This is a genomic window from Brevundimonas sp. NPDC055311 (assembly GCF_053645695.1).
Map to the genome: position 1 here is coordinate 77420 of NZ_JBSHMV010000001.1, position 19203 is coordinate 96622.

At 66.9% G+C, this 19203-nt stretch carries 19 protein-coding genes; 7 read left to right on the forward strand and 12 right to left on the reverse strand.

The window, feature by feature from the left end; translation table 11 throughout:
• Positions 1-23 precede the first annotated feature (23 nt).
• Complete coding sequence (locus ACWIDZ_RS00370; RefSeq protein ID WP_453988730.1) at positions 24-1580, forward strand: AMP-binding protein; 1557 nt, start codon at positions 24-26, stop codon at positions 1578-1580.
• Between the two features lie 82 nt (positions 1581-1662).
• Entirely contained in the window at positions 1663-2073 is a 411-nt protein-coding gene (locus ACWIDZ_RS00375; protein ID WP_291775137.1) for a DoxX family protein, read from the forward strand.
• A 21-nt stretch (positions 2074-2094) separates the two neighbouring features.
• On the opposite strand, the gene ygiD is transcribed toward ACWIDZ_RS00375, so the two are convergent.
• From ygiD to ACWIDZ_RS00395, 4 genes are all read right to left on the reverse strand, one after another.
• Complete coding sequence (ygiD, locus tag ACWIDZ_RS00380) at positions 2095-2850, reverse strand: 4,5-DOPA-extradiol-dioxygenase (protein ID WP_453988653.1); 756 nt, start codon at positions 2848-2850, stop codon at positions 2095-2097.
• A gap of 4 nt (positions 2851-2854) precedes the next feature.
• A complete protein-coding gene (gene wrbA, locus ACWIDZ_RS00385; RefSeq protein ID WP_343829769.1) occupies positions 2855-3457 on the reverse strand; it encodes an NAD(P)H:quinone oxidoreductase in 603 nt (200 codons plus the stop codon).
• A gap of 98 nt (positions 3458-3555) precedes the next feature.
• A complete protein-coding gene (locus tag ACWIDZ_RS00390) occupies positions 3556-4014 on the reverse strand; it encodes a hypothetical protein (protein ID WP_291775132.1) in 459 nt (152 codons plus the stop codon).
• Complete coding sequence (locus ACWIDZ_RS00395; protein WP_453988652.1) at positions 4011-4868, reverse strand: D-alanyl-D-alanine carboxypeptidase family protein; 858 nt, start codon at positions 4866-4868, stop codon at positions 4011-4013. The genes ACWIDZ_RS00390 and ACWIDZ_RS00395 overlap by 4 nt, the downstream gene beginning before the upstream one ends.
• A 119-nt stretch (positions 4869-4987) precedes the next feature.
• On the opposite strand from ACWIDZ_RS00395, the gene ACWIDZ_RS00400 reads away from it, so the two are divergent.
• From ACWIDZ_RS00400 to ACWIDZ_RS00410, 3 genes are read left to right on the forward strand one after another with little or no spacing between them, the layout of a single operon-like run.
• Positions 4988-6373, forward strand: a complete 1386-nt coding sequence (locus ACWIDZ_RS00400; protein ID WP_453988651.1) for an MFS transporter — start codon at positions 4988-4990, stop codon at positions 6371-6373.
• Positions 6374-7162: a nucleoside triphosphate pyrophosphohydrolase gene (gene mazG / locus ACWIDZ_RS00405; RefSeq protein ID WP_291775126.1), complete on the forward strand. Its 789-nt coding sequence runs from the start codon at positions 6374-6376 to the stop codon at positions 7160-7162.
• Complete coding sequence (locus tag ACWIDZ_RS00410) at positions 7159-7320, forward strand: hypothetical protein (protein WP_453988650.1); 162 nt, start codon at positions 7159-7161, stop codon at positions 7318-7320. Before mazG ends, ACWIDZ_RS00410 begins: the two co-directional genes overlap by 4 nt.
• Before the next feature lie 98 nt (positions 7321-7418).
• Here the strand turns inward: ACWIDZ_RS00410 and ACWIDZ_RS00415 are convergent, their stop codons facing one another.
• The 7 genes from ACWIDZ_RS00415 to dusB all read right to left on the reverse strand — a co-directional run bounded on the left by ACWIDZ_RS00415 (position 7419) and on the right by dusB (position 16303).
• A complete protein-coding gene (locus tag ACWIDZ_RS00415; RefSeq protein ID WP_453988649.1) occupies positions 7419-9047 on the reverse strand; it encodes a Na+/H+ antiporter in 1629 nt (542 codons plus the stop codon).
• A 7-nt stretch (positions 9048-9054) separates the two neighbouring features.
• Positions 9055-10368 (reverse strand): GTPase HflX, encoded by a 1314-nt coding sequence (gene hflX, locus ACWIDZ_RS00420; protein WP_453988648.1) that lies wholly within the window; start codon positions 10366-10368, stop codon positions 9055-9057.
• Positions 10369-10614: an RNA chaperone Hfq gene (gene hfq, locus ACWIDZ_RS00425; protein WP_003164861.1), complete on the reverse strand. Its 246-nt coding sequence runs from the start codon at positions 10612-10614 to the stop codon at positions 10369-10371.
• 110 nt (positions 10615-10724) lie between these two features.
• Positions 10725-11585, reverse strand: coding sequence for a D-amino-acid transaminase (locus ACWIDZ_RS00430; protein WP_453988647.1), 861 nt, complete (start codon positions 11583-11585; stop codon positions 10725-10727).
• Positions 11585-12991, reverse strand: coding sequence for a nitrogen assimilation response regulator NtrX (gene ntrX, locus ACWIDZ_RS00435; RefSeq protein ID WP_312217973.1), 1407 nt, complete (start codon positions 12989-12991; stop codon positions 11585-11587). The genes ACWIDZ_RS00430 and ntrX overlap by 1 nt, the downstream gene beginning before the upstream one ends.
• 10 nt (positions 12992-13001) lie before the next feature.
• Complete coding sequence (locus ACWIDZ_RS00440) at positions 13002-15254, reverse strand: ATP-binding protein (RefSeq protein WP_453988646.1); 2253 nt, start codon at positions 15252-15254, stop codon at positions 13002-13004.
• On the reverse strand, positions 15254-16303 hold the full coding sequence (gene dusB / locus ACWIDZ_RS00445) for a tRNA dihydrouridine synthase DusB (RefSeq protein ID WP_453988645.1): 1050 nt from the start codon (positions 16301-16303) through the stop codon (positions 15254-15256). Before dusB ends, ACWIDZ_RS00440 begins: the two co-directional genes overlap by 1 nt.
• 65 nt (positions 16304-16368) lie before the next feature.
• On the opposite strand from dusB, the gene ACWIDZ_RS00450 reads away from it, so the two are divergent.
• Together ACWIDZ_RS00450 and ACWIDZ_RS00455 are read left to right on the forward strand one after the other, a co-directional pair.
• Positions 16369-17511 (forward strand): bifunctional 2-C-methyl-D-erythritol 4-phosphate cytidylyltransferase/2-C-methyl-D-erythritol 2,4-cyclodiphosphate synthase, encoded by a 1143-nt coding sequence (locus tag ACWIDZ_RS00450; RefSeq protein WP_453988644.1) that lies wholly within the window; start codon positions 16369-16371, stop codon positions 17509-17511.
• Between the two features lie 78 nt (positions 17512-17589).
• A complete protein-coding gene (locus tag ACWIDZ_RS00455) occupies positions 17590-18387 on the forward strand; it encodes a lysophospholipid acyltransferase family protein (protein ID WP_452112214.1) in 798 nt (265 codons plus the stop codon).
• Here the strand turns inward: ACWIDZ_RS00455 and ACWIDZ_RS00460 are convergent.
• A complete protein-coding gene (locus ACWIDZ_RS00460) occupies positions 18384-19193 on the reverse strand; it encodes a MetQ/NlpA family ABC transporter substrate-binding protein (protein WP_453988643.1) in 810 nt (269 codons plus the stop codon). The genes ACWIDZ_RS00455 and ACWIDZ_RS00460 overlap by 4 nt on opposite strands.
• Positions 19194-19203 lie beyond the last annotated feature (10 nt).

The following is a 19203-nucleotide window of genomic DNA, read 5'->3' on the forward strand; positions in this document are numbered from 1 at the left end:
CTCTCCGAAGGAGGACGTGCTTGCTGCGGGCAGCCCTGGACCCCAAGGTCTATGAAGAGACCCTGTTCGACGCGCTGATCGATGCGCGCGCCCGCTACGGCGACAAGGAGATTCTGGAGGACCAGGATCGCCACCCCCTAACCTATACCGGCCTGATCCGCGCCGCCTTCGTGCTGGGCCGCAAGATCGCCAGACTGACCCAACCGGGCGAGCGCGTCGGCGTGCTGCTGCCGTCCAGCGCAGGCGTGGTGGTGACCTTCTTCGCCCTGCACGCCTTCGGCCGCGTGCCGGTCATGCTGAACTTCACCTCGGGCGAAGCCAATCTGAAGGCCGCGCTGAAGACGGCGGGCGTGAAGAAGATCCTGTCGGCCAAGCGTTTCGTCACCCAGGCCAAGCTGGACGACCTGATGGAAGCCCTGGGCGAGGTTTCCGAGATCGTCTGGCTGGATGATATCCGCAAGACCATCGGCCTGGCCGACAAGCTGTACGGCCTCAGCGCCGGCATGGCGCCCAAGCGGTTTCGCGTGAAGACCGCCCCGGATTCGGCGGGCGTGGTGCTGTTCACCTCGGGCAGCTTCGGCGCGCCCAAGGGCGTGGTGCTGAGCCAGAAGAACCTGGTCGCCAATGCGCGCCAGGTGGCGGCCCACATCGACCTGGACCCCGACTGGGTGATGTTCAATCCGCTGCCGACCTTCCACTGCTTCGGCCTGACAGGCGGGGTCATTCTGCCGCTGCTGCAGGGGTTGAAGGCGTTTGAATATCCCTCGCCGCTGCACGCCAAGCAGATCACCGATCTTCTGCCCCAGGTGAAGGCGTCGATCCTCTTCGCGACCGACACCTTCCTGAACCAGTACGCCCGCGTGGCCGAGCTCGGCGACTTCGCCACCCTGAAGTTCGCGGTCGCCGGAGCCGAGAAGGTGCGCGAAGAAACCCGCGCCGCCTTCGACGCCAAGTTCGGCGGCCTGACCCTGCTGGAAGGCTATGGCGCCACCGAGGCGGCGCCGGTCGTCGCCGTGAACCACCCCGACCGCAACCGGCCAGGCACGGTGGGCCAGATACTGCCGGGCATGGAATACCGCATCGAACCGGTTGAAGGCATCGAGGTCGGCGGCCGCCTGTATCTGCGCGGCCCGAACGTGATGGAAGGCTACATCTCGCCGAACGACCCGGACAATCTGGAGCCCCTGGCGGACGGCTGGCACGATACGGGCGACATCGTCGATATCGACGCCGAGGGCTACATCACCATCCTGGGCCGGGTGAAGCGCTTCGCCAAGATCGGCGGTGAGATGGTGTCCCTGACGGCGGTCGAAGGCATGGCCGGCGCCGTCTGGCCGACCGGCCACCACGCCGTCGTCGCCGTGCCTGACAGCAAGAAGGGCGAGCGCCTGGTGCTGGTCACCGACGTCGCGGAGGCCGAGAGCTCACGCCTGACCGAATGGGCGCGTGACAATGGAGCGCCCGAACTGGCGGTGCCGAAGAAGATCATCAAGGTCGAAAGCATTCCGGTCCTGGGCACCGGCAAGACCGACTATGTGACCATCCAGAAGAAGGTCGAGGATGAATTGAAGAGCGCCTGACAAGGCGCTTGCCGTTCGACGCCAGTGTCATAACCTCGGCCGTCCGGTCCCGCTCGCGGGGCGCAACGGCCGAGGAGATTTCATGGCCCGACGTTCGACATCCCTGGCCGGCTGGGAGCCGCATTTTCTCAGCCTTCTGAGAATTGTCTCCGGCCTGCTTTTGCTTCAGCACGGCGCGCAGAAGATCCTGGGTTTTCCGCCGGGCGGTCGCGGCGGCGGAGTCGATCTGTCGACTCTGGCGGGTTGGTCCGGTCCCATTGAACTGGTCGGCGGCGTTCTGTTGGCGCTGGGCCTGTTCAGCCGCCCGACGGCTTTCATCCTGTCAGGCTTCACCGCCGTGGCCTATTGGATGGTTCACGCGCCGCAGAGCCCCTACCCCATCAACAACGGCGGAGAGCTGGCGGCGCTCTACTGCTTCGTCTTCCTGTATCTGGTCTTCGCCGGGCCGGGGCCATGGTCGCTGGACAACGCCCTGCGCGGCGGCCGACGCTAAGAAACGAAACGCGGCGTCCGGTCAGCCGATCCGGACGCCCGTCATCGAGATCGATCCGCCTTCGATCACATCATTGAAGAAGCTGACGGATTCGCTCGGCGCCTGCTGCGCGGCGACATAAAGCAACGGCAGATAGTGTTCGTCCGTCGGAACGCTGAGCTGCGCCTGTTCGGCCAGGTGGACCCAGTCGATCAGGGCGTCATGGTCGCCCGCCATGAAGGCGCGCTTGACCGCCTCATTGAAATCGACGGCCCAGTCATAGGGCTCGCCGCCCGCCCGCTTCCACGTCCGCAGATTGTGCACGAAATCGCCCGAACCGGCGACGATGACGCCTTCGTCCCGCAAGGGGCGCAGGCGCTGGGCCAGTTCATAATGGCCGCGGGCGTCGAGGGTGCGGTCCAACGACAATTGCACCACGGGCACGTCCGCGTCCGGCCAGACATGGGCCAGGACGGACCAGGTCCCGTGATCCAGCCCCCACTGCGTCGTCTGCACTGCGTCTGTCAGTTGCGCCACCCGGTTCGCCAGCGAGGGCGAGCCGGGCGCGGGATACTGCATAGCGTGAAGTTCGGCCGGGAAGCCTCCGAAATCATGGATAGTTTCCGGCAACTCCTGTGCCGTCACGCCCAGCCCGCGCGTCTCCCAGTGAGCCGAGACCATGACGACGCCTTTCGGCTTGCCGATCTCCTGCCCCAACGCGTGCCAGGTGTCCGCGAAGGGACCGCCCAGCGCATTCATGGGGGAGCCGTGACCAAAGAAGAGTGCGGGCTGGCGCATGATCTTAACCGTGCAGCTTCCTGGCGATTTCCGCGACATGCTTGCCCTGGAAGCGGGCGCCGTCCAGTTCATTCTGGCTCGGCATGCGCGAGCCGTCGCCCTTGGTCAGGGTCGTGGCCCCGTATGGGGTGCCGCCGGTGATCTCGTCCATGTTCATCTGGCCGGCGAAGGCGTACGGCAGGCCGACGACAACCATTCCCTGGTGCATGAAATAATGATGCAGGCCGAGGAAGGTCGTCTCCTGGCCGCCGTGCTGGGTGGCCGAGGCGCTGAAGGCGCTGCCGACCTTGCCGACCAGCTTGCCCTGCGCCCACATACCGCCCGTCTGGTCCAGGAAGGCGCGCATCTGCGAGGCTGCGGTGCCAAAGCGGGTGCCGGCGCCCAGGATGATGGCGTCATAGTCGGCCAGTTCCGCCACCGTGGCGATCGGCGCGGCTTGATCCATCTTGTAGCCTGAACTGCGCGCCAGCTCTTCCGGCACGGTTTCGGGGACGCGCTTGATGTCCACGACGGCGCCTTCGACCTGCCGCGCGCCTTCGGCGACGGCTTCGGCCATCTGTTCGATGTGGCCGTAGGTCGAGTGGTAGAGGACGAGAATCTTGGGCATGGCCGCTCCGGCAAAACTGAAACGATGCATACAGCAACAGCATCAGTGCCTGATTTAACGTCATGTTGCGGCGCCGCAAGGCCTTCTTGTCAATTTCCTCAACGATCGCCGATCGGACAAACGCGGTCATAAAAGGCGCTTTCGCCCGGAACCCGCGCGCCCCGCGACAGCAGGAAGCGGTGTTCGACCACCATGGCCTGCTGCTCGATGTTCAGGCCGATCCATTCGCAGCGCTCATCGACAGGATAGGCGTAGGCGCCCGGCCCGTCGCCCGCCTTGAGCTTTCCGGTCAGCAGGTTGACGCCGTTCTGGGCCTGCCAGACATGGACCAGTTCGTGAATGAAGACCGCCTGAGTTCGCAGCGACGCCTGCGACAAATCCGGCGCCAAGGTCGCCCTGGGCCAGACGATCCAGTCGCGTCCGAACCAGCGCCCCGGCACGAAGGCGCGATCGAACGGCCATGGCGAGCCCAGAAAGCGGATGTCGTCCAGCCGCAAGTCACGCCCGAACACTTCGCGCGCCAGCGCCGCCTCGCCATGCGCCAGCGGTCGGATCATCGACCGACCCACTCCCAGTGCCAGGGCTCATAGACGTAGGGGACGAAGCCGAACCGCCCGGCGTTCTTGACCAGCCAACGATAGGTCGGCGTCTGGCTCATGTAGCGGCGACTGTGAACGTCGGTGGAATCGACGCCCATGCCCTGCAGGTGGCCGACATAAAGGTCGACGGCCGTGCCGGTCCGGTGCGGCGAGCAGACGGCGCGTCTCAAGCCGTCGCAGTTGCCGTCGCGCGCGCATCGCGCCGCGTCGGCTTCCGGATCGCGGAAAGAGGAAAAGATGCGCAGCAATTCCGGTTCGGCGGCGATCTCCGGAACTTCGGCGCGAGCCGCCGTCGCCATGGCGCGATAGGCGTCCAGCACGTCGCGACGCAGCAGACGCGTCAGGCGTTCGGCGTGTTCCTCTCCTGTCGTCAGATAGGCCAGGTCGGCGACGGGAGGCGGATCCGGGCATTCTCCCCTCACCCGCGCCATGACGAAGGGTCGCCGCTCCTGCCACAGACCTCGCAACACCTGAAAGGTCGCCTGGTCGAACCGGCCGCTGGCCGTGACCCCGTAGCGCGCCTGGAACGCGGCCAGGGCTTCGGCGAAGCCCGCCGATGTCGGATCGCAGGGCGAACCGACCTCCTGTTGGATCAACGGGACATAGGCTTCCCATCCCAACTCGGAGGGCCCGAACGGAACCCATTCCAGCGCATAAAGGGAGATGGCGTTCGCCTCGGCCGTATCGTCCCAGGCGTCGGACGCCCGGTCGCAGATCTGGGCGGTCGGCGCAGGTTCCGGGGCCTCGGCGTGAGCCTGTCCGGCGAAGGCGGCGATCAAGGCGGCGATAACGAAGGCGGACGCTTTCCACATGACCCCAGCAGGCCTCAGGTTGAGAGTCGCCGCAAGCCCTCCGCGGTCTTCGCGCCTGCGTCGAAAACCTGCATGGTGACCGTTGCGGCCGACTCGCGCCGCGAACAGGCCGTGACCGCATGACCGCAACCGCAGCGCCTTCGTCCGCCCTCGCCGCGCCCGACGCGCCGCGCCGTTCCAACGCCATCCTGGCCGCCTTCTCAGGCCCCTGCCTGCCGCTGGCGGCTTTCGGCGTGGCCCTGCCCGTCACCTTGCCGGAATTCTACGCCACCCACGTCGGCATAGAGATGGGCATGGTGGCCGCCGTCTTCATGGCGGTGCGGCTGATCGACATCCTGTTCGATCCCTTCATCGGCTGGGGCATGGACCGGACGCGCACGCGCCTGGGCCGCTATCGCCCGTGGATGGCCGTGGCCACGCCGATCCTGATGCTGGCGGCGCTGATGATGTTCGTGACGGTCCAGCCGGGCGCGGGGCCGATCTATCTGTTCGCCTGGCTGCTGGTGCTCTACCTCGGCTTCTCGATGGGCACGCTGGGGCAGTTGGGCTGGGCCGCTGTTCTGGCGCCGCAGTATGACCAGCGCAGCCGAGTCTACGGCTGGTGGCAGGTGTTCAACATCATCGGCGTGATCCTGATCCTGATCCTGCCGACCATCGTGGTGAAGACGGGCCTGGGGAACTACGTCGACGGGGTGCGCATCATGGGCTGGGCCATCATCATCGCCCTGCCCCTCACCATCGGCCTGGCCATGGTCGCCGTGCCCGAGCCCGTCAATGCGGGCGCCGCGCCGCACGGCGGACCGCGCGCCTATCTGGCCCTGTTCAGGATGAAGACAGTGCGCAAGCTGCTGATCGCGGACCTGCTGCTGGGCATCGCGCCGGGCATTACGGGGTCGCTGCTGTTCTTCTTCTTCGGCCAGATCAAGGGCTACGACCACACCCAGGCGTCGCTGTTCATGCTGATCTACTTCATGGCCGGCCTGGTCGGGGCGCCGGTCTGGGCCTGGCTGGCGACGAGGATTGGCAAGGATCGCGCCCTGGCGGTCGCCAGCCTGATCTTCGCCGTCTTCTACGTCGGCGCCACCCTGGTCCCCGGCGGGAACTTCGCCCTGACGGCGATCGCGATGTTCATCGCCGGCCTGCCCTATGCGGCGGGTCTGTTCCTGCTGCGCGCCATGATGGCGGATGCGGGCGACGAGGTGCGGCTGGAAACCGGCGTGGATCGCACCGGCCTGATGTTCTCCATCCTGTCGGCCACGACCAAGATGGGTCACGTCTTCGCCCTGCTGCCTTACGCCATCCTGCCGCTGGTGGGGTTCAAGGCGCTGCCGGGGCCGGAGGGGAATAGCGACTTCTCGCTGTTGATCCTGCAGATCCTGTTCATCGCCGTGCCGGGCCTGCTATTGGCGGCCACGGCCTGGGTGCTGAAGGGCTATCCCCTGACCGCACGCAGGCACGATGAAATCCGCGCCGCCCTGGCGCAAAGAGACGCCGGACACGCCTGAATGACCCACCCTGTCGACCGCCTGAAGGACATCATGGTTCGCCTGCGCGATCCGAACGGCGGCTGTCCCTGGGACGTGGAGCAGACCTTCCAGACGGTCGCACCCTATACGATCGAGGAGGCCTATGAGGTCGCCGACGCCATCGAGCGCGGCGACATGGACGAACTGAGGGTGGAACTGGGCGACCTGCTGTTCCAGGTCGTCTTCCACTCGCGCATGGCTGAGGAAGCAGGGCATTTCCAGCTGGAAGACGTGGCCGAGGCCATGGCCGACAAACTGGTTCGCCGCCATCCGCACGTCTTCGGCGACGAAGCCGCCAAGGCCACCGGCCCGGCCCAGAAGGACCGCTGGGAAGACATCAAGGCCGCCGAGCGCAAGGCCAAGGAACAGCACGGCGTGCTGGACGACGTGCCGGTCGGCCTGCCTGCCCTCACCCGCGCCGCCAAACTGACCAAGCGCGCGGGGCGTGTCGGATTCGACTGGCCCTCCACCGACGAAGTCTTCGACAAACTGGCCGAAGAGGTTCAGGAACTGCGCGTCGAGATCGCCGCCGGCGACAAGGAGAAGGCCCGCGAGGAATTGGGCGACCTGCTGTTTGTCGTCGCCAATCTGGCCCGCAAGCTAGAGGTCGAGCCGGAAGACGCCCTGCGCGCCGCCAACGCCAAATTCGTTCGTCGTTTCGAGTTCATCGAGGCCGAACTGAAGAAAGACGGCCGCACGCCGGAGCAGTCCGACCTGTCCGAGATGGACGCCCTGTGGGACGCCGCCAAGGCCGCCGAGCGGGCGTGAACCGAAGTCCGTTCGACCTCATCATCTTCGACTATGACGAGGTCATCGCCGACAGCGAACTGCTGAATAATGCGGTCATGGCCGAACTGCTCAGCGAAATCGGCCTGCCGACCACGCTGGACGACGCCTTGGCGACCTATCTGGGTGCCCCATCCTGACCTGTTCCTCTACGCCGCCGAGGCGATGAAGGCCGCGCCGGCGCACACCAGGTGTTCGACAGCTACGCCGACCTGGCAGGCTGGATCGCCGAGACGGCCTAGACGTAGCGCAATTCCTGCAGATCGATCTCGCGGATCAGCTTGCGCGCCGTCTCTTCGTCGATCAGTCGCTGGCGGCCGAGGCGCACCAGTTCCTCACGCTCCGCCGCAAGGCCGGTCAGGCGCAGGCGGCGCTCGATGTCATCGGCGCGGCGCGCCTGGACCACGGCGTCCTCCTCCATGCTGGCGCGCATGTCGATGCGGTGGCGATAGACCTCCATCACTCGCGTAGCGGTTTCGGCATAGAAGTCGGGATCGACCTTGCCCTCGGCCATGGCGTGCTGAGCGTCCTCGATGGCTCGGATCGCGGCCCAGGCGGCGGCGACGCGGGATCGGTTCTCCTCGGCCTGATGGTCATCCTCCGGCGGAAGCTGCACGCCCCTCAAAAGACGAGGCAAGGCGATCGTGGCCAGCACCAGGGAGACGATGATCACTCCCGCCGCCAGGAAGATGGCCAGGTTCCGCGCCGGCATGGGCGAACCGTCGCTCAGGTAGAAGGGCAGCGTCAGAATGCCCGCCAGGGTGATAGCCCCGCGCACCCCCGCCAGCGACATGACGGCCACCAACCGCAGCCCGACCTTGGGCGGCGCGCGGCGGCCCTTTCGACGGAACAGGGTCAGTTTCAGCGACGTCCACACCCAGATGAAGCGCAAGGCCGCCAGGGCCGCGACGATGGCGAAGACATAGACGGCCAGCCACCAGATCTCGTCATGATCGGTAGAGCGGATCACCTCGGCCGCACGCGCCATGATGGACGGCATCTGCTCGCCCAAGATGACGAAGATCAGGCCGTTGGCGACGAACTGCACCGTGTCCCACACCACGGCGCGCCGAATGCGGGTCGCGGCCAGGGCCGAGCCCTGACGCTCGGTGAAACTCATCGTCACGCCCGCCGCCACCGCCGCCAGAATGCCCGAGGCATGGATGGCTTCCGCCGCCAGATAGGCCGCGAAGGGCATCAGCAGACTGATCAGAATCTGCCCGCCGACGTCCTCGCCCCAGCGACGGCTGATGAAAGCCTTCACCAGGCCGATGACGAGGGTCACGACGATGCCGACGGCCACGCCGGCCAAGGCCAGCCAGGCGAAGGTTCCAAAAGCGCTGCTCAGGGAAAAGGCGCCGGTCGTCGCCGCCAGCACGGCGATCCGCATGCAGGTCAGGCCGCTGGCGTCGTTCAGCAGCGACTCACCCTCCAGGATGTGCATCAGCCGCTTCGGGATCGGCGCCCGCCCAGCAATGGCCTGGACTGCGATCGGGTCGGTCGGCGACAGGATGGCCGCCAGGGCGAAGGCCACGGCCAGCGGCATGGCCGGGATCAGCCAATGGATCAGGAAACCCAGCCCTAGGACGGTGAAGACCACCAGTCCCAGCGCCAGCTCCAGGATCACCACCCTGTCCCGGAACAGCGCCTCCTTGGGGATACGCCAGCCGTCCACGAACAGCAGGGGCGGCAGGAACAGCAGGAAGAAGATATCCGGCTTCAGATCGACCGACTCGCCGGTGATCAGCACCACCCCCGCCCCAAGCGCGATCTGCACCAGCGGCAGGGCGATGCGCGTGATCCGAGCCAACCACCCTGACAGCACCACGGCCAGCAACAGGAAGAGGATGGTCTCGATCAGGTGCATGACAGGATCAGTCGATCACGTCCGGATACAGCCGTTCAAGTCGCCCCAGCGCGGCGGGATGCAGTCGGACCGTCAGATGGACCCGGCCGTCATCGTCCGTCTCGCGCCCCGTCACACGGCCGTTGGCGTACAGCCACGCCAGCAGGTCGCCGCGATGCGGCTCGACCGTCAGATGAGTCTCCGGATCGTCGTCGATCAGACCGGCGATGGTCTCGCGCAGGGTCTCGATCCCCTCGCCCGTCCACGCGGACACGGCGACAGCCTGACCGTCGCGCGCCAGACGCTCGGCCTGACCGACGATGGATTCGCGGGTTTCCGGCTCCAGGAGGTCGATCTTGTTCCAGACTTCGAGGATGCGGCGGGTCTTGCCCTCGGGCGTTGGAATCTGCTCCAGCACCGCCTCGACGTCCTTGGCCTGGGCCGCGCTGTCGGGCGAGGCGATGTCGCGCACATGCAGGATCAGGTCCGCCTCGCCGACTTCCTCCAGGGTGGCGCGGAAGCTCTCCACCAGTTCGTGCGGCAGGTCGGAGACGAAGCCCACGGTGTCGGCGATGATGGCCGGCCGCCCCTGAGGCAGACGGATGGTGCGTTGTGTCGTGTCCAGCGTGGCGAACAGCAGATCCTTGGCCAGCACCTCCGACCCGGTCAGCCGATTGAACAGCGTCGACTTGCCCGCATTGGTGTAGCCGACCAGGGCGACCGACGGGAACGGGACCTGCCGACGAGCCTTGCGGTGCAGGCCGCGCGTGCGGCGCACCTCTTCCAGTTCAGCCTTCAGCCGCACGATGCGGTCGGCGATCATCCGTCGATCCAGCTCGATCTGGGTTTCGCCGGGCCCCCCCGTTCCGCCCGTACCGCCGCGCTGGCGCTCCAGGTGGGTCCAGGTGCGCACCAGGCGAGAGCGTTCGTATTCCAAGCGCGCCAGCTCGACCTGCAATCGCCCTTCGCGCGTGCGAGCGCGGCGGCCGAAGATTTCGAGGATCAGGCCGGTCCGGTCGATGACCTTGATGTCCCAGAAGCGTTCCAGGTTGCGTTGCTGCACCGGCGTCAGTTGGTCGTCGACGACGACCGCCTCGGCGTCGGCGGCCAGGATCAGGGCCGAAATCTCTTCTAGCTTACCCCGCCCGATCAGGGTGGCGGGCGTGACGGAGCGCAGGCGCACGATTTCCTGCGCCCGCACGTCGAGGTCCAGCGCCTGGGCCAGGCCCACGGCCTCTTCCAGGCGTTCGTTCGCGTGGCGCGCGTTATCGCCGCGGCGGTCGGGGTGGATGACGACGGCCCGGATCAGCGGGACGGCGTGGTCAATGAGTTTGGAGGTCAATCAGTCTTCTTCGGCGTCGGGCTCGTACAGTTGCACGGGCGCGGACGGCATGATGGTCGAGATGGCGTGCTTATAGACCAGCTGCGATTGGCCATCGCGACGCAGCAGCACACAAAAGTTGTCGAACCAGGTGACGATGCCCTGAAGCTTGACGCCGTTCACCAGGAAGATGGTCAGCGGCGTCTTTGTCTTGCGGACGCTGTTCAGGAAGGTGTCCTGGAGGTTCTGTCGTTTGTCTTGCGACATGGCAGGTTAATCCTGTTCTTGGTCTTTTTCATCAGCGGCGGAATGGCCGCGAGGCGGAACATCGCCCGCATCCGCGACCTTAGCCAAGCCCCCGCCGGTGCGGCAACGCCTTAAATGGCTTCGCGACGCGCCTGTTCCAGATAAATCTCGCGCAGACGGGTCGCAACCGGGCCCGGTTTGCCGTCGCCGATGCGGGTTCCGTCCAGCGAAACGATCGGCATGACGAAGGAACTGGCCGCCGTGACGAAGACTTCGCGCGCGCGCTTGGCCTCCTCGACGCTGAAGGCGCGCTCTTCCAGCTCGATACCTTCCGCCTCGACCAGCTTGAGGATCGCCGCGCGGGTGATGCCGCGAAGGATGTTGGCCTGGGTGTCGCGGGTCCGCAGCTTGCCGTTTTCGTCGATGATCCAGGCGTTGGTCGAGGAGCCTTCGGTCACCATGCCCATTTCATCGAACAGGATGGATTCGTAAGCGCCACGTTCACGCGCCGCCTGCTTGGCCAGGGCGTTGGGCAGAAGGCCGACCGTCTTGATGTCGCAACGGCCCCAGCGCATGTCGGGGTGGGTGACGCCGGCCGCGCCCCTGGCGGCCAGAGCTTCGCCCTTCTTCAGGTCGATCGACTTGGCGGTGATGATGACGCTGGGCGCCACGTCCGTCGGGAAGGCGTGATCGCGGGGCGCCGTGCCGCGCGTGATCTGGATATAGACGATGCCGTTGCGCACCCGGTTCCGGCGGATCGTCTCGCGCAGGACGATGCCCAGCGACTCGGCCGACATGGGAATGTCGATCCGCAGCTCGGTCAGGCTGCGGGCCAGCCGGCTCAGGTGCCCCTGATAATCGGCCAGCCTGCCGTCGAAGACCGACCAGACCTCATAGACGCCGTCAGCGAACTGGAACCCGCGATCCTCGATATGGACCACGGCCTGGCCGTGCGGCTGATAGACGCCGTTCACATAGGCGACCCTGGACATCAGGCGCCCTCTCCTTCCTCGTCTCCGCCGCGTGCAGGCGATACGCCCAGCGACTTAAGCTTGCGATGCAGCGCAGATCTCTCCATGCCGATGAAAGCGGCCGTACGCGAGATATTTCCGCCGAACCGCATGATCTGGGCCGACAGATATTCCCGTTCGAACACCTCGCGCGCCTCACGCAACGGCAGGGCGATGATGCGGTCCGCGCTGAGCGAGGCGGGGCTGGCGGATGAAGCCACCTCCTGCGGCAGCATATCGGCGGTGATGGGTTCGTCCGGCCCGCCGGTGGCCAGGATCAGCAAACGTTCGATGTTGTTGCGCAACTGGCGGACATTGCCCGGCCACGGATGAACCTGCAGCACGGCCAGGGCGTCGTCGGCGATGCGACGATGCGGCAGGCCCTGGGAGGCCGACAGATTGTCGACGAAATACTCGACCAGTTCGGCGATGTCCTCGCGTCGCTCCGACAGCGGCGGCACCCGGATCGGCACGACGTTCAGCCGGTGGAACAGGTCTTCGCGGAAACGCCCCTCGGCGATCTCGGTGCGCAGGTCGCGGGCGGTGGAGGTGACGACGCGGACGTCCACTTGCACGTCCTGCTCGCCGCCGACGCGGCGGAAGCTCTGTTCGACCAGGACGCGCAGGATGCGGCTCTGGCTTTCGCGGGGCATGTCGGCCACGTCATCCAGGTAGAGGGTGCCGTTATGGGCCCGCTCGAAGACGCCGATCTTGCGTGGGCGGCCGTCGCCGCCCTCCTCGCCGAACAATTCGACGTCCAGGCGCTCGGGCGTCATGCCGGCGGCCGAGATGGCGACAAACTCCGCCTTCGCCCGGGGGCTGGCTTCGTGAATCTGCCGGGCCACCAGTTCCTTGCCCGAACCAGGAGGGCCCGAGATCAGGACGCGGCTGTTGGCCGGCGCCACCTTGGCGATGGTGGTGCGCAGCACCTGGGCGGCGACCGACTTGCCGATCAGTCCGGTGGGCGTCAGCGTCTGGGCGCGCAGGCGCCGGTTCTCGCGTTTCAGCGCGGCCGATTCCAGGGCCCGCTCCACCACCACGACCAGGCGGTCAGACTTGAACGGCTTCTCGATGAAATCATAGGCGCCGCGCTTCAGTGCGCTGACCGCCGTTTCGATGTTGCCGTGGCCCGAGATCATGACGACCGGCAGGTCCTCATCCAGCTCGCGCACGACATCGAGCAGTTCCAGCCCGTCCAGCCCGCCGCCCTGCATCCAGATGTCGAGTACGGCCAGGGAAGGCTTGCGCGCGCGGATGGCGGCCAGCGCCTCGTCCGAATTGGCGGCTGTGCGGACCGAGTGGCCCTCGTCCTCCAGCAGGCCGGACACCAGTTCGCGGATGTCGGCCTCGTCGTCGACGACCAGAATATCAGCACCCGTATTACGCATGACGCCTCGCTTAACTCGCCGCAGCCGCCACGCCAGAGGCGCGATGGGCGGACTTGTGGTCCTGGGTCAGGGGGAAGATCAGGCATACGCGCGCGCCCGACAATGTCTCCGCGTCAGCCAGCCGCAGCTCGCCGCCGTGGTCCTCACAAATGCGCTTGACGATGGCCAGGCCCAGGCCCGTGCCCTTCTCGCGCGTGGTTACATAGGGTTCGGTCAGCCGGTCGCGATCCTTGGCCGGCAGGCCGACGCCGTCGTCCTCGATCACGAAGACGGCGCGTCCGTCTTCGACATCCAGCCGGGCGATAACGCCCAGCGTCCCTTCGGCGACCGGCTCGAGCGCACGTTTGGCGCCTACGGCCTCGCCCGCGTTCTTCAGAATGTTAGCCAAGGCCTGACCGACCATGCGGCCGTCGCACTGAAGCACGACTTCCGGTAGAGGTTCGATCAGATCCACGCCGATGTCGGGCATGGCCACACGCTGGGCGAAGACCGCCTCGCGCAGCATTTCCGCAGGATTCTCCATTGAAAAGCGCGGCGCCGGCATCCGGGCGAAGGACGAGAACTCGTCCACCATCCGGCCGATGTCGCCCACCTGACGGATGATGGTCTCGGTGCAGCGATCGAACACCTCGACATCATCGCCCACCCGCTCGCGATAGCGGCGGCGCAGCCGCTCGGCCGAGAGCTGGATCGGCGTCAGCGGGTTCTTGATCTCATGGGCGATGCGGCGCGCCACGTCGCGCCAGGCCGCATTACGCTGGGCCGTGACCAGGCGGGTGATGTCGTCGAAGGTGAGCACCATCTCGCCGCCCTGCCCGCCCTCGATGCGGACTCGCAGGCGCAGGGCCTCGCCGTCGCGGCTGACATCGATATCCTCCTCGATATGGGCTTCGCCCCGTTCCGACAGTTCGCCCAGTTCGGACGCCACCTCGGCTAGACGCCGGCCCTGGACCTGTTCCGGATCGAGGCCCAGCAGCTGGCTGGCGCTGTCGTTGATGGCGGAGATCCGTCGCTGGCGGTCCAGGCCGATCACGCCCGCGCTGACGCCCGACAGGACCGTTTCGATGAAGAGGCTGCGTCCCTGGGCCTCGTCCGAAGCGGTCTTGAGCGCCGCCTGCTGGGTCTTGATATCCTCGGTCATCCGGTTGAACGCTTCGGACAGGACGATGATCTCGGACGGCGCGCCGTCGTTATCGACGCGCGCATCGAGGTCGCCGCCCGCCACCTGATCCGCCGCCCGCACCAGCCGTCCGATCGGCGCCGAGATCGAACTGGCGGCCGACATGGCCAGCCAGACCGCCCCGACCAGCACCAGCAGCGCCGTTTCCAGATAGCTGAGCGCAAAGGCTCCCTGAATGCGAGCGCGGCTTTCCTCGGCGGCGCGATAGGCGGTGATGGACTCCTCGCCGTTGCGCATTCGCTGGATCAGGCCCGGCGCCAGCGGCCGCACGACATAGAGATAGGCGTGACCGTAATCCGGCAGCGGATAGAGCGCCCGCACCATGTCGGGGTTCTCGGTCACCGTCGTCGGAGCCACCTCGCCGCCCGCCACCGTCTCGAAGGCCTCGCGCGGCGGGGCGACATAGGGCGGCGCGCCCGGTTGCTCGCCGCTGGCCAGGACGCGTCCCTGCTCATCCAGAATATAGAGGGCCGGGTAGCCGAAGAAGTCGCCGATCTGCGACAGGGCGCGCGAGAACTGAATCCGATTGTCGAACAGATCCCGGACGCCGCCCAACTCGGTCGCCATCGTATCCAGGTCGACCTCAAGCCCGGCGCCCACGTCCGCGACATAGGCGCGGCCGATCTCGGCCCCGTTCTCGACAGCTGAACGGACGTTGGTGCTGAACCACTGATCCACCCCCCGGTTGACCAGCAGGCCGAAGACCAGGGCGATCAGCACCGCCGGCACGACCGAAACGAGAGAGAATAGGGTGACGAACCGCAGATGCAGACGTGCGCCCGGATCGTTCCGATTGCGCGTCAGGCGCAGCACCCGTCCGCCGATCACCGTCGCGAGTCCTGCAATCAGGACCAGATTGGCCAGAAGGACATAGAGAACCGCGCGACTGGCCGCCGTCCGGGCGTCCCCGCCTGCGGCGGCTCCCGGCGCAATGGCCACCAGCCAGATGGCCGCCGCCGTGACCAGGAAGGCGACGACATAGGCGGTTCCGAACAAGGCTCGCGCCCGACCGTCAGCGAGACGCCCCCAGAGCGAGCGCTCTGAGACTTGTTCTTCAACCGGGGCGACGGGCGTGTCCGACATTACGCCGCAACTTCGGACACCTGTGTCTCGTTTTCAACAGCGAAGTTGCCCAAATACGTCACATCTCGCCACAAGGTCGCCAGCGCCGTTTCGACCTCGCCCGGCGTCTCCAGCCGGCACAGCCTGGCCTTGGCGGCCCGACGCTGGGCTGGATCGGCCGGCCAGGGGGCCTGCTCGATGTACCAGCCCAGATGTTTGCGGAACATCTTGAGACCCAGCGGCAAGCCATAGAAGGCGACCGACGCTCGCAGATGCTCGATGACGATCGCCAGTCGTTCTTCGCGATCCGGCTCTCGAAGGCGCGTCCCGTCCGCAAGGGCGCGCTCCAGATGCGCCGCCAGCCACGGCCGCCCGTAAACCCCGCGCCCCAGCATCAGGGCGTCGGCGCCGGATCGGCTCAGCGCCTCGCGCGCCTGTTCGGCCGTGATGATGTCGCCGTTGACGATGACGGGTATGGCGACCGCCCGTTTGACCTCGGCCACCGCGTCCCAGTCGGCGACGCCGGTGTAGAACTGCTTGCGGGTGCGGCCATGCACGGTGACGGCGGCGACACCCAGGTCTTCGGCCCGGCGCGCCAGGTCAGGGGCGTTATGACTGCTCTCGTCCCAGCCCAGCCGCATCTTCACGCTGATCGGGCGGCTGACGGCCTGAACGACGGCCTCCATGATCTGCGCCGCCTGATCCGGCGTGCGCATCAGGGCCGAGCCGCAGGCGGCGCCGGTGACCTCCTTGGCCGGACAGCCGAAGTTCAGGTCGATGATGTCGGCGCCCGCCGCCTCGGCCATGCGCGCGCCCTCGGCCATGGCGGCCGGATCGCCTCCGACCAGCTGGATCACTGTCAGAGGCAGGCCACCGCCGACGGCGGCGCGGCGCACCACGTCGGGACGGGCGCGCGCCAGCTCGGCCGCAGCCACCATCTCGGTCGCCACATAGGCGGCGCCCAGCCTTGACGCCAGCACACGGAACGGCAAATCCGTGATCCCGGTCATGGGCGCCATCAGCACCCGCCCCGCGATCTTCACATCGCCAATCTGCAACCCGATGGTCATGAGGCTCCTTAGCACCGAAGAAGGCCCCTCTCGTCAAGCGGAACCGGGACGCCTAGAAGACCCGCATGGGATTCTCAGCGATCGTCGTGGCCGCCGGCTCGGGTTCTCGGGCGGGCGGCGCCAAACAGTGGCGCAGGGTGGCCGGCAAGCCGGTCGTGCGCTGGTCGGTCGAGGCGCTGCTGGACGCCGGCGCGCGCGATGTCGTCGTCGTGATCGCCGCTGACGCCCGCGAAGAGGCCGACGCGGCCCTGGCCGGTCTGGACGGATGGCGCGCGGTTCTCGGCGGCGCGACACGCGCCGCGTCGGTGTGCGCAGGCCTCGCGGCGCTGAGCGGAGCTGACGACGAGCCGGTGCTGATCCACGACGCCGCCCGTCCCTTCCTGAGCGCCGAGGTGATCGCGCGCCTGCTGGCGGGTCTCGTCGACGCTGATGGCGCCCTGCCCGCCCTGCCTGTCGCCGACAGCTTGCGCCGAGGGCGTGAGGGCATGGTCAGCGGCGCCGTCGATCGGGAGAACCTGTGGCGCGCCCAGACGCCGCAGGCCTTTCGACTCAAGACCATCCGCGACGCCTATGCCGCCTGGCCCGCCGATGAAGCCGCCACCGACGAGGCCGCCGTGGTCGAGCGCGCGGGCGGCCGCGTCCGACTGATCCCAGGCGACGCGCGCCTGACCAAACTGACCTATCCTGAGGATTTCGCCATGGCCGAGGCCCTGTCCCCTGCTCGCACCACCATCCGCATCGGCCAGGGTTTCGACGTTCATCGTTGGGGACCGGGCACGTCGGTCTGGCTGTGCGGGGTCGAGATTCCGCATGACCAGACTCTGATCGGTCATTCGGACGCCGATGCCGGTCTGCACGCCCTGACGGACGCCATCCTCGGCGCCATCGCCGACGGCGACATCGGCGACCACTTTCCGCCCAGCGATCCTCAGTGGAAGGGGGCGTCATCGGACCGCTTCCTGGTTCATGCCGCCGAACGGGTGGCGCTGCGCGGCGGGCGCATCGTCAATGTCGACGTGACCCTGATCTGCGAACAGCCCAAGGTGAAGCCCCATCGCCAGGCCATGCGTGAACGGCTGGCGGCCCTGTTGAAGCTGCCGCTGGACGCCGTCAGCGTGAAAGCCACGACCAGCGAAGGCCTGGGTTTCACCGGCCGTGGCGAAGGTCTGGCCGCCCAGGCCGCCGTTTCGATCGAACTGCCCGCCTGAATTCAGGACCGAGGCGGCCTCCGTCGCCAGGCTTCACTTTACGCTCGCCTCTGAATGTCAGGCTGGCATAGTCGCCTGATGCGAAGCCTGCTCTTCAACATCGCCTATTGGGCGCTTTCCATCACCTACGGCCTGGCCGCCGCCTTTGCGGCCCTAGCGCCCGGCCGCAAGGCTACAAGCTGGATCATCCGCCGCTATGTCCGGCGCATGGTGCAGGCCATGAGCCTGTTCGCGGGCATCCGCATCGAGACGCGCGGCAAGGAACGCCTGCCGCAGGGCGCCTTCATCATCGCTTCAAAGCACCAGAGCTGGGGCGACGGCTTCGCCACCTATGACCAGTTCGACGACGTGGCCTTCGTCACCGGCGACCATCTGGAGAAATTCCCCCTGTTGGGAACGGTGCTCAAGAAACTGGGCGCCATCGTCGTCAACAACTGCGGCGGCCACGCCGCCCGCGCCGCCCTGAAGGAACGCGCCGCCGACGCCCATCGCGAAGGGCGCAAGATCCTGATCTATCCGGAAGGTCATCTGGCCAAGGTGGGCGAGAAGTTCCGTTATCGCTCAGGCGTCTGGCACATGTATCGCGACTTCGACATGCCGGTCGTGCCGCTGGCGACGAACCTGGGCCTGTTCTGGCCATTGGAAGAGTTCCACAAGAACCCCGGCACGGCGACGCTGGAATTCCTCGAGCCCATTCCGACCGGGCTGCCCAAGGCCGAGTTTCTGGAACGCCTGGAAGCCGCCGTGGAGGGCAGGACAGCCGAACTGATCGCCGAGGCGACCGGACAGCCGGTCACGCCCGCCGTCCTCGTCGCCTCTGACGGTGAAGGCGCCAAGGCCGCCGCAGCGGCCAAGGCAGTCAGCGCCGCAGCTTAGGCCGCCGGGATCACCGCGCCTTCGTATTTTGAGGCGATGAAATCCTTGATCGCCTGGCCGCGCAGGGCCTTGGCCAGGGCCTGGACTCGCGGGTCGTCCTGATTGTCCGGTCGCGCGACCAGATAGTTCACATAGGGGCTGTCGGCGCCTTCAAGCTGAAGGGCGTCTGTCTTGGGTTTCAGCCCGGCGTCGAGAGCATAGTTGGTGTTGATCACCGCCCCATCGACCTGAGGCAGGATGCGCGGGATGGTCGCGGCCTCGACCTCCTGGAACTTCAGGCCCTTCGGATTGGCGGCGATATCGCGAACGGTCTGCAGCGGATTCTGCGGATCCTTCAGGGTGATCAGGCCCGCCGCCTGAAGCAGCAGCAGGGCGCGGCCGGTGTTGGAGGCGTCGTTGGGCAACACCACCTGGGCGCCGTTCGGCAACTCGGCCAAGGTCTTGTGCTTGCGCGAATAGAGGCCGAGCGGCTCGACGTGGATGCCGGCGACCGTGATCAGGGTCGTGCCGCGCGCCGCGTTGAACTCGTCGAGATAGGGCTTGGTCTGGAAGTAGTTCACATCCAACCGTTTTTCAGCCAGTTGCACGTTAGGTTGAACGTAGTCGTTGAAGACCTTGATCTCGATCGGCACGCCTTCGGCGGCCAGGATCGGCTTCACCTGCTCCAGGATTTCAGCGTGGGGCACGGCGGTGGCGCCGACCAGCAGAGGCGCGCCCTCGCCGCCCGCCTTCTTGCCCGCGCCCTGACCGCAGGCGGCGAGCGTCAAAACAGCGGCGGCGGACAGCAGCAGCGAACGGCGGATCATGGGGCGGGCT

Excerpts from the sequence above, each read along its gene's own strand:
- ACWIDZ_RS00375 (WP_291775137.1), top strand. The coding sequence starts at position 1,663 with ATGGCCCGACGTTCGACATCCCTGGCCGGCTGGGAGCCGCATTTTCTC.
- ygiD (WP_453988653.1), bottom strand. The coding sequence starts at position 2,850 with ATGCGCCAGCCCGCACTCTTCTTTGGTCACGGCTCCCCCATGAATGCG.
- wrbA (WP_343829769.1), bottom strand. The coding sequence starts at position 3,457 with ATGCCCAAGATTCTCGTCCTCTACCACTCGACCTACGGCCACATCGAA.
- ACWIDZ_RS00390 (WP_291775132.1), bottom strand. The coding sequence starts at position 4,014 with ATGATCCGACCGCTGGCGCATGGCGAGGCGGCGCTGGCGCGCGAAGTG.
- ACWIDZ_RS00395 (WP_453988652.1), bottom strand. The coding sequence starts at position 4,868 with ATGTGGAAAGCGTCCGCCTTCGTTATCGCCGCCTTGATCGCCGCCTTC.
- ACWIDZ_RS00400 (WP_453988651.1), top strand. The coding sequence starts at position 4,988 with ATGACCGCAACCGCAGCGCCTTCGTCCGCCCTCGCCGCGCCCGACGCG.
- mazG (WP_291775126.1), top strand. The coding sequence starts at position 6,374 with ATGACCCACCCTGTCGACCGCCTGAAGGACATCATGGTTCGCCTGCGC.
- ACWIDZ_RS00415 (WP_453988649.1), bottom strand. The coding sequence starts at position 9,047 with ATGCACCTGATCGAGACCATCCTCTTCCTGTTGCTGGCCGTGGTGCTG.
- hfq (WP_003164861.1), bottom strand. The coding sequence starts at position 10,614 with ATGTCGCAAGACAAACGACAGAACCTCCAGGACACCTTCCTGAACAGC.
- ACWIDZ_RS00430 (WP_453988647.1), bottom strand. The coding sequence starts at position 11,585 with ATGTCCAGGGTCGCCTATGTGAACGGCGTCTATCAGCCGCACGGCCAG.
- ntrX (WP_312217973.1), bottom strand. The coding sequence starts at position 12,991 with ATGCGTAATACGGGTGCTGATATTCTGGTCGTCGACGACGAGGCCGAC.
- ACWIDZ_RS00440 (WP_453988646.1), bottom strand. The coding sequence starts at position 15,254 with ATGTCGGACACGCCCGTCGCCCCGGTTGAAGAACAAGTCTCAGAGCGC.
- dusB (WP_453988645.1), bottom strand. The coding sequence starts at position 16,303 with ATGACCATCGGGTTGCAGATTGGCGATGTGAAGATCGCGGGGCGGGTG.
- ACWIDZ_RS00450 (WP_453988644.1), top strand. The coding sequence starts at position 16,369 with ATGGGATTCTCAGCGATCGTCGTGGCCGCCGGCTCGGGTTCTCGGGCG.
- ACWIDZ_RS00455 (WP_452112214.1), top strand. The coding sequence starts at position 17,590 with ATGCGAAGCCTGCTCTTCAACATCGCCTATTGGGCGCTTTCCATCACC.
- ACWIDZ_RS00460 (WP_453988643.1), bottom strand. The coding sequence starts at position 19,193 with ATGATCCGCCGTTCGCTGCTGCTGTCCGCCGCCGCTGTTTTGACGCTC.